The 12,805-nt window shown below is 43.1% G+C and carries 12 protein-coding genes; 4 read left to right on the top strand and 8 right to left on the bottom strand.

Going from position 1 to position 12,805, the window contains the following annotated elements; genetic code table 11:
* Nucleotide 1 precedes the first annotated feature (1 nt).
* Both OC193_RS08445 and OC193_RS08440 read right to left on the bottom strand, forming a co-directional pair.
* Nucleotides 2–1,207, bottom strand: a complete 1,206-nt coding sequence (locus tag OC193_RS08445; protein ID WP_048660775.1) for an amino acid ABC transporter permease — start codon at nucleotides 1,205–1,207, stop codon at nucleotides 2–4.
* Nucleotides 1,208–1,278: 71 nt separating this feature from the next.
* A complete protein-coding gene (locus OC193_RS08440) occupies nucleotides 1,279–2,307 on the bottom strand; it encodes an amino acid ABC transporter substrate-binding protein (RefSeq protein ID WP_004733634.1) in 1,029 nt (342 codons plus the stop codon).
* 480 nt (nucleotides 2,308–2,787) lie between these two features.
* Here OC193_RS08440 and OC193_RS08435 point away from each other — a divergent pair, with 480 nt between their 5' ends.
* Nucleotides 2,788–3,729, top strand: a complete 942-nt coding sequence (locus OC193_RS08435) for a precorrin-2 dehydrogenase/sirohydrochlorin ferrochelatase family protein (protein ID WP_048662989.1) — start codon at nucleotides 2,788–2,790, stop codon at nucleotides 3,727–3,729.
* Between the two features lie 99 nt (nucleotides 3,730–3,828).
* Here the strand turns inward: OC193_RS08435 and OC193_RS08430 are convergent, their stop codons facing one another.
* The 4 genes from OC193_RS08430 to OC193_RS08415 all read right to left on the bottom strand — a co-directional run bounded on the left by OC193_RS08430 (nucleotide 3,829) and on the right by OC193_RS08415 (nucleotide 6,861).
* On the bottom strand, nucleotides 3,829–4,671 hold the full coding sequence (locus tag OC193_RS08430; protein ID WP_123961588.1) for an IS3 family transposase: 843 nt from the start codon (nucleotides 4,669–4,671) through the stop codon (nucleotides 3,829–3,831).
* Complete coding sequence (locus tag OC193_RS08425) at nucleotides 4,668–5,177, bottom strand: helix-turn-helix domain-containing protein (protein WP_261978623.1); 510 nt, start codon at nucleotides 5,175–5,177, stop codon at nucleotides 4,668–4,670. The genes OC193_RS08430 and OC193_RS08425 overlap by 4 nt, the downstream gene beginning before the upstream one ends.
* Before the next feature lie 130 nt (nucleotides 5,178–5,307).
* Nucleotides 5,308–5,790 (bottom strand): YajQ family cyclic di-GMP-binding protein, encoded by a 483-nt coding sequence (locus OC193_RS08420; protein ID WP_004733632.1) that lies wholly within the window; start codon nucleotides 5,788–5,790, stop codon nucleotides 5,308–5,310.
* A 12-nt stretch (nucleotides 5,791–5,802) separates the two neighbouring features.
* Nucleotides 5,803–6,861: a 3-deoxy-7-phosphoheptulonate synthase gene (locus tag OC193_RS08415; RefSeq protein ID WP_048661946.1), complete on the bottom strand. Its 1,059-nt coding sequence runs from the start codon at nucleotides 6,859–6,861 to the stop codon at nucleotides 5,803–5,805.
* A 207-nt stretch (nucleotides 6,862–7,068) separates the two neighbouring features.
* Between OC193_RS08415 and OC193_RS08410 the strand changes: the two genes are divergently transcribed.
* Entirely contained in the window at nucleotides 7,069–7,956 is an 888-nt protein-coding gene (locus OC193_RS08410) for a putative PEP-binding protein (RefSeq protein WP_048661948.1), read from the top strand.
* A gap of 164 nt (nucleotides 7,957–8,120) precedes the next feature.
* A complete protein-coding gene (locus OC193_RS08405) occupies nucleotides 8,121–8,606 on the top strand; it encodes a PaaI family thioesterase (protein ID WP_017082222.1) in 486 nt (161 codons plus the stop codon).
* 76 nt (nucleotides 8,607–8,682) lie between these two features.
* Here OC193_RS08405 and OC193_RS08400 read toward each other — a convergent pair whose 3' ends face one another.
* Nucleotides 8,683–10,038, bottom strand: coding sequence for a hypothetical protein (locus OC193_RS08400; RefSeq protein ID WP_048660779.1), 1,356 nt, complete (start codon nucleotides 10,036–10,038; stop codon nucleotides 8,683–8,685).
* 28 nt (nucleotides 10,039–10,066) lie between these two features.
* Here OC193_RS08400 and OC193_RS08395 point away from each other — a divergent pair, with 28 nt between their 5' ends.
* On the top strand, nucleotides 10,067–10,975 hold the full coding sequence (locus tag OC193_RS08395; RefSeq protein WP_080967362.1) for a CvfB family protein: 909 nt from the start codon (nucleotides 10,067–10,069) through the stop codon (nucleotides 10,973–10,975).
* A 303-nt stretch (nucleotides 10,976–11,278) separates the two neighbouring features.
* On the opposite strand, the gene rsmF is transcribed toward OC193_RS08395, so the two are convergent.
* Nucleotides 11,279–12,700, bottom strand: coding sequence for a 16S rRNA (cytosine(1407)-C(5))-methyltransferase RsmF (rsmF, locus tag OC193_RS08390; protein WP_048661949.1), 1,422 nt, complete (start codon nucleotides 12,698–12,700; stop codon nucleotides 11,279–11,281).
* Nucleotides 12,701–12,805: the final 105 nt, after the last annotated feature.

Here is a 12,805-nt window from a genome sequence, read left to right as displayed (position 1 = left end):
CTTATCTCTCCACCAACGCTACTTTGCGGTTGTATATGTTCATTAGAGCAGATGTTAATAGGCTCAAGGTCAGGTAGACACCCATTGTCATCGCGATTACTTCGATAGCTTGTCCAGTTTGGTTTAATGTTGTTCCTGCAAATACAGAGACAAGATCAGGGTAACCAATGGCCATCGCAAGTGATGAGTTTTTGGTCAGGTTTAGGTACTGACTGGTTAGTGGTGGGATAATAATTCTTAATGCCTGTGGGATAATGACAAGCTTAAGGGTTCTAGATCGTGGGATTCCTAGAGACATAGCAGCCTCTGTTTGCCCATGGTTTACGGCGTTAATACCTGAACGAACAATCTCGGCAATGAACGCTGCTGTGTAGATACTTAAAGCAAGCATCAATGCAGCAAGCTCCGGGATTATGCTAATACCACCCTTGAAGTTAAACCCTTTTAAAACAGGGTAATCCGCAGAGATAGGCATACCCATAACAAAGTAAGTCACCAACGGTAAGCCTAAAATCAACGCTGCAGCAATTCGAAACATCGGTGTTTGTTGGCCGGTAAGTTTCTGTTTGTTATTAGCCCAAATGTTGATAATAAACGTAGCGATGATACCAACAATCAATGATGCGATAACAATGCTACTGCCTTGCTCTAACACTGGAGCAGGGAAGTACAATCCACGTACGTTCAAGAAAATTGCTTCACCTAGGCTCATGCTTTGACGAGCAGAAGGCAAGGCTTGCAGTACGGCGAAGTACCAGAAAAAGATTTGCAAAAGAAGGGGGATATTTCGGAATATCTCAATGTAGACAGCTGCAAATCGGCTAACTAGCCAGTTTGAAGAGAGTCTAGCGATACCCATACTAAAGCCCAGTATCGTGGCTAGCATGATGCCTAGTACTGAAACTAAAGCGGTATTGAGAAGACCGATAAAGAATGTACGACCGTATGAGAAGGTCTCGTCGTATTCAATCAGTGTTAAGCCTATGCCAAAACCAGCTTCTTGGGAGAGAAAATCAAAACCAGTGGCGATACCACGGGAATCTAAGTTAGTGAGCGCATTATTTACAATCGTGTAAAAGAAAGCACAAAGCGCCCCGACGGCGATAATTTGGAAAATGATGGAGCGAAAAGTGGGGTTGTAAAATAAGTTGGCACTTTTGGGCTGTGGCTTTGCCTGCGCTGGAGAAATAGTTTCATTAGGTTTCATACTACTATAACCTCAAATCCATTTAATAAATAGGGCGGAAAACTCCGCCCTAATTGATGCTTGAAAATTTATTAACGGATTGGTGGAGCGTACATAAAGCCGCCCGCATTCCATAATGCATTTACACCACGAGAGATTTGAAGTGGAGAACCTGTACCAACAGTACGCTCAAAACTCTCACCGTAGTTACCAACTTGCTTAATTACTTGGTAACCCCAGTCGTCACGAATGCCAAGGCCTTTACCTTTAGGACCGTCTACACCAAGAATACGTTTGATGTTTGGATCTTTTGACTTAAGCATTTCGTCTGCATTTTTAGAAGAGATGCCGTATTCTTCCGCGTTAATCATTGCTGAAAGTGTCCACTTAGCAACGTTAAACCATTTGTCATCATCTTGACGAACAACAGGACCTAGAGGTTCTTTAGAGATGATTTCAGGAAGTACTTGTGCAGATTTAGGGTCAGCGAGGTTTAGGCGAAGTGCGTATAGACCAGATTGGTCAGTCGTTAGCACGTCACAACGACCTGCGTCGAAACCTTTAGATGTTTGTGCTGCCGTATCGAATACCACTGGCTTGTAAGACATGCCACTGTTACGGAAGTAATCGGCTAGGTTAAGTTCAGTTGTTGTACCTGATTGAACACATACAGAAGCGCCATCAAGCTCTTGAGCACTTGTTAGGCCAAGCTCTTTCTTAACCATGAAGCCTTGACCATCGTAGTAGTTAACGCCTACGAAGTTCAGACCTAAAGCAGTGTCACGATGTAGTGTCCATGTTGTGTTACGAGATAGTACGTCGATTTCGCCAGATTGAAGCGCAGTAAAACGCTCTTTTGCGGTTAGAGGTACATACTTAACTTTAGTCTTGTCACCGAGTACAGCCGCTGCAAGAGCTTGACAATACTCAACATCAATTCCTTCCCATTCACCTTTTGAGTTAGGGTTAGAGAACCCTGGAAGACCTGTACTTACACCACAAGTTAGAAAACCTTGAGATGTGACTTTGTCCAGAGTGCTTTCTGCCGCTGATGCTGATGTTGCCATCATCGCAGTTGATGCAGCTACTACTGAAGCAAGAAGTGTTAGTTTATTTGTCATTTGTATCCTTCCTTGTTAACCAGGTGACACCTGATACTCGTGCTCGTTTGAGTGTCTCTTATGTGTTGCGTTTTCTATGACCTTGTTGCTCAAATTACAAGAGTTGCATTTTGCAAATGAAACTGTGTGCGATTTAAGCAACTGTTTATAAGGTTAGGAAAGGATCCGTAGTTTCACAAATGTATAATTTAAAAAGAATTTTGAATGAAATCACAAATCCGAACACAATTAGAATGACCAAATGTTAACTGAATGTAAATAGTGCAACAGTTCACACTGTTGGTGCAACGAGATTTAGAGTTTTATATTGATAATTGACTAGATAAATGTTCTGAATGAATGTCACAGTTGTGGAGCATTAACCTTAAAAAAGATTGAAATTTGGTCAATAAATATTTTTATTGCACTTCGATAGTTATGAATATGCTCCAAATTTGGTAGCATGGCTGAATAGTTATTGAAGTAATCTCAAGGAAGAACATGCGTTATTTCCCAATGTTTTTGGATGTAGAAAATAAGCCAATCTTAGTGGTTGGTGGAGGTGAGGTTGCTTGCCGTAAAGTCGACAGCTTGTTACGCGCTGGGGCTGATGTGACTTTGGTATCTCCCAAGGTCGCACCTTACTTAAAGCAGCTTGTTGATGAAAATAAACTTCACTGGGTGCAAAATTTTTACTCGTCACAGATCATATCGAATAATTACCTGCAGGTGTGGGCGACGACAGACAACCCAAGCTTGAATCATCAAGTACATAATGATGCAAAAAAATTGGGTATTCTTGTCAATGTGGTTGATGATTTACCCTATTGTGACTTCATTACGCCATCAATGATTAATCGCGGAAGGATCCAAATTGCCATCTCTAGTGGCGGTGCATCACCTGTTTTGGTGAGAAATATTAGAGAAAAACTCGAAACGGTATTGCCACAAAATATAGGTTTGATAGCAGATTTCGGTGCATCAAAACGCAATTCGATCAAAGAGTCATTCCCAACCGTCGACGAGCGTCGTAAGTTTTGGGAGCGTTTCTTGTCATCCAGTTTTATCGAGCAGGTGACTGACAGAGAGCAGTTAGAGTCTTACTATCAGCAAGCGCTAACGGAAGGCATTGATAGCGAAGGACAGGTGACTTGGATTGAATTCGAGCAGGACGTTGAGTTGCTGTCTATGAAGGCTTTACGTTTGATGCAAGAGGCAGAACTCGTACTTTCACCGAGCGATTGTCCATTTGAATTTATCGACCTGTGCCGCCGAGACGCAGAAAGAGAGAGCTATGCTAACAGCGGAGAGCTATCAACCAAGCTTGAGCAAGCAAGAGCTGAGAAATTGCGAGTGTGTGTGTTTATTCCACCAGCAAGCGTGGAGTTTAATCTGTTGGTCGGCAAAGACCTAAAACTGTCAGCGGCCAAAGTACTTAGTTGAGTTGGCTGATTACCAGCTAGGACTTCGATTTAAACAGACCAGATAAATAAAAAGCCACTTCCGATAAATGAAGTGACCCCGTAAAGTTGGACATTTCTGTTAAGCGGCTTTCAAGGCCTGAGTTCGATATTCTATCGGAGTCAGGCCTTTTAGTTTCACTTTTATACGTTTGGTATTGTAGTACTCGATGTATTCTTTAATTTGCTCTATCAGAGCATCTGCATCTTCAAAGCTTTGGTTGTGATACATCTCTGTTTTGAGTAAAGCAAAAAAGTTTTCAGCAACCGCATTATCCAAGCAGTTACCTTTTCTCGACATGCTTTGCGTTAACCCACTCTCCGCTACCTTTTTCTGATACTGTCGATGGCGATATTGCCAACCTTGATCGCTGTGTATAATTGGCTTTGAGTTGGGTTTCAGCTTTGATATAGCCTCCGTCAGCATATCCGTGACAAGCGGCAAGCAGGCATTTTGGGCCACTCTATAAGCAACCACTTCCTGAGTAAACAAGTCGACAATGGGAGACAAGTATACTTTCTGCTCTTTGACTTTGAACTCCGTGACATCAGTTACCCACTTTTCGTCGGGTTGAGTCGCACTAAAATCTCTTTCAAGCACGTTGGGAGCTGCTGTTCCAGACTCTCCTCGGTATGAACGATACTTTTTAATCCTGACTGTCGATTTAAGGTTCAGCTGAGCCATAAGTCTTTGAACCGTTTTGTGATTAAGCACGACCCCCTGATTTTTTAGTTCCAAGTGAATACGGCGGTAGCCGTATCGACCCTTATGTTCATGATAAATTGACTTTATCAACCGCAGCTCACGTTCGTAGCTATTTGGGCGCTTGCTCGTTTGAGCCTGATAATAAAAGACACTTTTTGCCAGCTGTAGAGTGTGCAGTAAGTGCTTTAGTGGGTACTTGCCTTTAAGAGTTAGAGCTATGACCGCTTTTTCTTTGTTCGACGGTTTTTTTCCTGCTCCAACTCTTCCAACTTTTTTAGAACGGCATTCTCGGTTCGTAAGTAGACCAACTCCTCTTTTAGCTCCTCAAGCGTCATTTCATTATCAGGCTTAGTGGTACGTTGAGGTTGCTGTTTCATTGAGGGTCTTCCTTTCTGGCGCATTTTGAGCCCTTTGATACCCAGCTCATTAAATCGTTTGAGCCAGACAGAGAGTATCCCAGGGGATGAGAGGTTTAATACAGCGCTAGTGTGCGTGAGAGACCATTCATTCGTCCACATTAAATTCAATGCTTTTCGTTTTGTCTGAGCAGTAGCAGCATGCTTAGTTGGTAAAAATGAAGCAGTGCCGTGGATGGCAAACACTTGAGCCCAATACCGAATCTGTCTTGACGAAATTGAATATTGTTTGGCTAAGTAGAGAGATGACGTGCCATCTAAGTATTGCTTAGCAATGATACATTTTAGCTCTCGGCTATATTTGGACATAAAAAGACCCCCAATAATTGGTGTCCAACTATTGGGGGTCAGTTCATAAAGAAGTGGCTTTCTGCTTTTCAAACAGGACATTGTGATGATGAATGAGCAACTGAAACAAGCGGTCGCTCATACTCAAAAATTAGTCGCGGAAGTTGTCAAACTGGAATGGTTGACCAAGCTCACCGCTGCGAACTAGAGCCATAACAGCTTGTAGATCATCACGTTTCTTACCTGTTACACGAACTTTGTCGCCTTGGATAGAAGCTTGAACTTTAACTTTGTTGTCTTTGATTAGTTTAACGATCTTCTTCGCTACATCAGTTTCAATGCCTTGCTTAAAGATAACCGTTTGGTGCCAAGTGCGACCTGTTTGGTCTGCCGCTTTTGCTTCCATCGCGTTAGGATCAACATTACGCTTTGTTAGGTTGCTACGAAGGATATCGCGCATTTGCTTCAGTTGAAAATCGTCTTGAGCAGTCAATTTTACTGATTCATCTTTGTAATCAAAGCTTGCTTCAACGCCGCGGAAATCGAAACGAGTCGATAGTTCACGGTTTGCGTTGTCTACCGCGTTACGCAGTTCTACTGCTTCTACTTCAGAGATAATGTCAAATGATGGCATTGTGTTGTTTCCTTAAGCTAAGTTTCTATCTTTAATTGCTGTTGCAAGCATGTCTAGCATTGTTGCCGTATCTTCCCAGCTTAGGCATGGGTCAGTAATTGACTTGCCATATTCTAGGTTGTTGATGTCGGTCATTGGTTGGTTACCTTCAACAATGAAGCTTTCTGCCATGATGCCTGCAATTTGGTTCTTGTTAGATTTAATTTGCTCACAAATGTCTTGTGCAACTTCTAACTGCTTACGGTGCTGTTTCTGACAGTTAGCGTGGCTGAAGTCTACAACCAAACGTTGAGGCAGGTCGAATTCAGCCAGTTGCTTACATGCGGTATCTACAGATTCAGCGTCGAAGTTAGGGCCTTTATCACCACCGCGTAGAATAACGTGACCGTATGGGTTGCCAGAAGTACGGTAAACCGTCATGCGGCCATTCTTATCTGGAGAGTAGAAGTAGTGTGACGCATGCGCTGCACGAATTGCATCGATAGCAATCTTGATATTGCCGTTGGTCGCGTTCTTGAAGCCAACTGGGCAAGACAGTGCAGAAGCCATTTCACGGTGAATCTGAGATTCAGTTGTACGAGCGCCAATCGCGCCCCAAGTGATAAGGTCTGCAATGTACTGACCTGTGATCATATCAAGGAATTCAGTTGCTGTTGCTAAGCCAAGCTTGTTGATGTCTAACAGAAGCTTACGAGCTTTGTTTAAGCCCGTTTCAAGTGCGTATGAACCATCAAGGTTTGGATCGGTAATCAAACCCTTCCAACCTACAACCGTACGAGGCTTCTCGAAGTAGGTTCTCATTACAACGAACAGTTCATCTTTGTACTGGTCTTGAATCTGGCTTAGGCGCTCAGCGTAATCAAGTGCCGCATCTGTATCGTGAACAGAGCAAGGGCCTACGATAACTAATAGGCGGTTATCACGACCAGTTAGGATGTCTTCGATTTGGCGGCGAGAATTTTTAATGCGCTCAGCAACGTCGTCAGTAATAGGGTGTGCATTGCCTAGTTCGGCAGGAGTTGGCATAGGACCCAGAGCTTGGGTTCTCAACTCATCAGTTTTTAATGGCATGTGATAGCTTTTTTATTCTATTGCGAAGTGGTTAAGATAACGGAATTGAACAGAGGAATAAACTCTATTGAGTCAAAGTTATCTCAGTTATTGCTAATATTCTTATTTTTATCAGCAGGCCAGCGTCAAATAAGGGATTTTCACTTGTATTAACAGGCAGCTATCGGTATTTTCGTTTGAACACAACATAAAAATGCTGGAGCAGCAATGACTCAAGAAAATCAAAGCACTTTGCACCCAGAACTTGTTTTAGGTGATGTGCTGCCTTCTTACAACGATAATAATAATTCCAACCACTTATACGTTTCATTATCCGAATTGGTAATGGACCGCGTCTTCTACCACCCAAGTATTGAAAGTCATTTAGATACACTTACTGATATCGAAAAAACGTCTTTAAATGCGATCCTTGGTGATAAAACAGTTGATGAGCATTTTGTTTCGACCTTGGTGATTGCGATTCAAGCTGCCGTTCAGCCAAATCACATTTCTGTTCGTATCGCATTAAGCAGTGCAGACAGCTATGGCTTCCGTTCGCTGCTTGGCGGTAACTGTGAAGCTGAAGAGATTAACCCAGCACTAGGCGTTCGTGGCGTTGCTCGTTACGCGACACCAGAGTACAGCAAGGCTTTCGCTTTAGAGTGTCAGGTCATTAAAACGTTGCGAGAGCAGGGCATTAACGTTGAAGTGGTTGTACCGTATGTACGAGCATTAAGCGATGCAGCTAAGATTATTGATCTGCTTGCAGAGCAAGGCTTACCACGCGGCCTGAATGGTTTGAAAGTACTGTTCTCATGTGATGTGCCGTCTGCAGTGTTATTGAGCGAACGTCTATTGCATTACTTTGATGGTGTTGTGGTAAACGTTGATAGCTTAGCGTCTTTCACTTTAGGTGTAGATAAGGACAATGAAGCTCAGAAACACGCTTTCGATCCACAAAACGAGGCTGTTATTACCTTGTTAGATATGATTGTTAAAGCGACGCTGCATGCGAAGAAGCCTGTACTGCTGGTGACTCAAGGCTTGGTTGATTACCCGCGTCTACAAGGTTACATTGCCGATCTTGAAGGCGTAGAAACGGTCGTGACTGCATAAATCGGCTTGCTGTTTAAGTTAAATCAACTTGCTTGAAGCGCTAAAGCTTTGAGAATGAAAGAGATATCATTATGCGATGATATCTCTTTTTTGTAACATTTTTTTGACATCCCTATCGCTAATCGATTAACTGGTCTGATGACTGATTTGACTAGGTAATCCGAATGTTGACCCCTCTACAAAAAGCAAATTTCTACTTGAGCATGTTTGGTTTTTTCAAAGTGCCTCTGATCTGGCTGTGCAGGCCAAAATTGCTCGCACTGGATAACCAACATGTTGAGGTCAAAATCCCTCTTAAAAGACGAACGAAGAACCATCTTAATAGCATGTACTTTGGCGTATTGGCTGTGGGTGCTGATGTGGCGGGGGGCTTTCTTGCGATGAGCAAATCTCAGCAGCAAGGTGAAAAGATTTCGTTGGCATTTAAAGAGGTGACGGGTAACTTCTTAAAGCGTCCAGAAGGCGATGTGCATTTCACTTGTAACGACGGTGAGTTGATCAACACTATGCTTGCAGAAACCATGTCCACTGGGGAGCGAGTGAATCAACCCGTAACTATTATCGCGACTTGCCCATCTTTGCATGGCGACGAGCCGATGGCCGAGTTCACGCTAACGCTTTCGATTAAGAAAGTCCCGTCTCGAAAATAGTTTGAAAGTAAAAGGTAACCGTTGAATTAGTGACAAGAACGGTATGTGAATTGAATATCCACATACCGTAACAAGATTAAGATTCTTGAGTGATTTGCTCGATGTCGACGATCTTTGAACGGTTCATCACGATTTTCCAACGGTAATAGGTCGGTTCGTTATCGTGATTATTTTCTTTAATGATCAGGTTGAGTAAGTGGCGCTTTTCTACTGATTCACGGCTGACTTGCCCTTCATTCAAGCGATATACCTTATTTGAACCCTTATCCATTAATCGTGTCAGCGCTCTTAAGCTGATGGATAAAGTTTCACGGGTCTCTTCATAACCACTCATGAACGTCGATGTCGACATCTCAGTATGAGAGCGATAATGCAAGATCTGCTCTTCACGTTGCACTACACGCTTCTTACGAATTGATTGAATACGATCTGCAAGCTTCGAAAAGTTCGCGTAGTCCAACCATTCCAGTTTATGGCCGACAGACTTATTGGTCGTTGGGTCATAGTAACGACGCTTCCATTTCGGCTTGCCTTTACGTAGCCATCGCCACAGGATGTCTCTCAAGTCATCTTTGAAGATTTCACGCAACGCATAGATGAATGACATCGCCACGATGAAGGAGGCGGTAATCTCACCAAGAAAGTCACGAGCCAAGATTACGGTAGTGGTTACGACAACCATCACCAAACCTGTCGCAATACCTTTAACGGCACGTTTGACGTTTTTACCCATGGAAGTTGTCTTCTCCTTGAGTACGATAGGGTGTTCTATCAAACGTCGCAGCAGTCGCATCTTGTTACTCAGGCGGGTGACGTCTTCACGTACCTTAGCTGAGTTGTAACGGTTGAGCTTGCGGTGAGCGGTTTCCTTATCACAAAGCGTCAAGAGTCGCTCTTTTATCGTCGAGTATTCGCTGCCACGTGGCATATGTGACACCAACGATAAGAATTTTTGCTCTGTGTACCATGAAAGGTAGTTATCAATGTTTGCGTAGTAGCGTTTGAGGTTCTCTTCATAAGGAATACTACGACGAAGCTTTTTTAGTATGTCTAACGCGAGCTCAATAACTTCATCTACTTCATCAGCCGTTACGTCGTCACTATCATTTTTATTCAGGCTACTCACCGCTTTATCTAACGCGATAACATATTGATAGGCGAACAAACTCAAACTGACACGGTACTGTGTAATGGACAGTCGACCACGTTTTGCTAAACGGCTGTGCACCAAAGGCAGCAGTGTTTTATCACTGTAATAAGCACGTTTTTGAGTGATCGAGCTGTAGAAAAATGCGCTTTCAGAAAGGACTTCAGGAGTCAGTCCAAGTTCACCGGGAATGAATAGATAAACGTCCATGTCGAGCTTTTTTGTTTTAGCCATGGCATGGTTAATTTTAAGTGTTATCGCATCTTGTTTATCAACGGTGATCAACGATGGCTCCTAGAATGTAAAAATATGAATGAAACTAGCGAAAGCATATCAGAGATCACGTATAATCTCCGCCAAATTTAAAGTAGAGACAATCTTGATGATTAATATTGGTCAAATAAACAACTTAGAAGTAGTAAAACAAGCAGACTTCGGTGTATTCCTTGACGCTAGCGACTATGGAACCGTGTTGCTGCCGAAACGATTTACTCCTGAAGGTGTTGAAATTGGTCAAAAGTTAGATGTTTTCTTATACATTGATTCTGACAACCAGATCGCTGCAACGACTGAAAAACCGATTGCTCAAGTAGGGCAGTTTGGTTTGATGACCGTTGAAGGTGTAAACAGCACTGGTGCATTCATGAGTTGGGGCGTGAAAGGTAAAGACCTATTGGTTCCTTTCAGCGAGCAACGTGGCCGTTTAAACGAAGGTCAGTCAATCTTAGTATATGTATATATTGATAAAGCATCTAGCCGCATTGTAGGTACAACAAAGTTCAACAAGTGGTTAGACAACACGCCTGCGACTTATAAGCAAAACGAACAAGTGGATCTTATCATCGCTGAACGTAGCCAATTGGGTTACAAAGCAATCGTGAATGGCGAGCACTGGGGCATGATTTTCCCATCTGACATCATCGGTAAGCTGTTCATCGGTAAAACACTGAAAGGCTACATTAAAAATGTTCGTGAAGAAGACGGTAAGATTGACTTGTCTCTTCAGAAGATTGGCGTCGCTAAGATGGATGACCTAAGCACTAAGATTCTAGACTTGCTTGAAAAGAAAGGTGGCTTCTTGCCATTGAATGACAAGTCTTCACCGGATGCGATTTTCTCTGCATTCAGAACCAGTAAAGGTACGTTCAAAAAGACCATTGGTGGTTTGTACAAGTCTGGCAAAATCTCGATCGACAAAGAAGGCATTCGCTTAACCAAATAAGCGAGTCTGGTGGTCAAAAAGAAGCCCAAACCTTCCTGTTTGGGCTTAGGGGAAAGGGCTCCGAAGAGCCTACGCTAATCGTTTAAATTCTTTAACTGTTAGATTGAAGTCTAGTTTAAATTTTCCAATAAGCGATTTTTGTTATTAAAAATAGTGACTTGAATTGATATTTGTATAATTAACTATTGATTTTACAATGCTTTCCCTCGAAATAAAGTTGCCGACAAGAATAGAAAAAGCCCAAACAATTAACGTTGTTTGGGCTTTTTTTTTTTCATTACAGTGCGAGCTTTTATCGAGCGACTAGAAAAGGTTCTTATCGCGGACGAGTTCGCGTGGTAAACCATTCTTCACTCGGTTGCCAACCCACTTACCAAGGCCGATGATTGTACCATTGTACTTCACTAGTACTTCGCCTTTACCTGACAAGCCTTCCGGGCGAACATCTCGTCCCATGAACCACTCACGAGCGTCTTGGATGCTAAGGTCTACAATGATGGCTTCATTGCCTGTGGCTAGCGTCGTTGCCACTTGGTGTTGCCAGCGGTAACCCTTTTTATGGGTTTCTGCGATCTTGATGCCCATACGAGAGAAGCGGAATTCACCGATCATCGGCTCGAGCGCTTCTGGGAATAGCCAAACGTCTTTGTCACGAATCCAAACTTGAGTGTCACTTGGCAGTTCGATATCGAGAGCACTCATTAGTTGTTCAGCGACTTCTTGCTGAGTTTTCTTTGATGCTTTTTCAAATGGGAATTTACCCATACGCTTTTTAACTTCTGGTGGTGTTACAGACGCTAGTTTGCGGATACGTGCAACGAAGAAACCTTCTGAGTCATACACCTGTGGGAAGATATGAAGGAAACCTTCCTCTGTCGTGGTTGCTTTTGCATTGTCGAACAGTGACTCCAGAGATTCGAATTCAACCGCATCACCAAAGGTCTCTTTTAAGTGATGACACACTTGTTGGTTCTCTTCGGTGCTAAGCGTACACGTTGAGTAAACCAACACACCATTAGGTTTAAGCGCATGGAATGCACTTTCAATCAGATCTTTTTGCGTGTCGGCAATGTCGACCACAGATTGATACGTCCAGTTCTTCATCGCATCAGCGTCTTTACGAATGGTACCTTCGCCAGAGCAGGGTGCATCAAGCAGTACAGCATCAAACTGTTCTGGTAACCAACCACCGAAAACTCGACCGTCAAAGTTACTTAGAGCGGCATTACGAACGCCACAACGTTCAATGTTAGCGTGAAGGACTTTCACACGGCTTGCTGCGTATTCGTTGGCAACCAATACGCCGCGATTATTCATTAGCGCAGCGATTTGCGTTGTTTTAGAACCGGGTGCAGCCGCCGTGTCTAACACCGCTTGGTAATCAGCTTCGCCTTGGAAAAGTGCCGAAGGTGGCATCATCGAGCTGGCTTCTTGGATGTAGAAAAGACCAGACATGTGTTCTGCCGTATTACCTAGTGGCGCTTCACTTTCGTCCGCTGTAATCCAAAAGCCCGTTTCGCACCAAGGTACAGGTTCCAGTTCCCAGCCTTTCTCTTTTGCTCGTACTAGGAAGTCTTCAACACTGATTTTCAATGTGTTGACTCGAATACTTTTACGAAGTGGTTTTTGGCATGATGCGACAAAAGAAGCCATATCTAGATGACTCGGCATGATTGCTTCGATGTGCGTTAGGAATTCTTCAGGAATATATACGTTAGCGTGCAAAAGAGTATCTCGATTTATTGCATTAATGCGTGGAGTTTAAAGCAAAATGAGGCCGCCCTAAACCATATTTACAGCAAACAACAAAAATGCAGCCTAATGGCTGCA

The sequence above is a fragment of the Vibrio crassostreae genome (assembly GCF_024347415.1).
GTDB classification, from domain to species: domain Bacteria; phylum Pseudomonadota; class Gammaproteobacteria; order Enterobacterales; family Vibrionaceae; genus Vibrio; species Vibrio crassostreae.
This window is presented reverse-complemented; position numbering and strand designations above follow the sequence as displayed.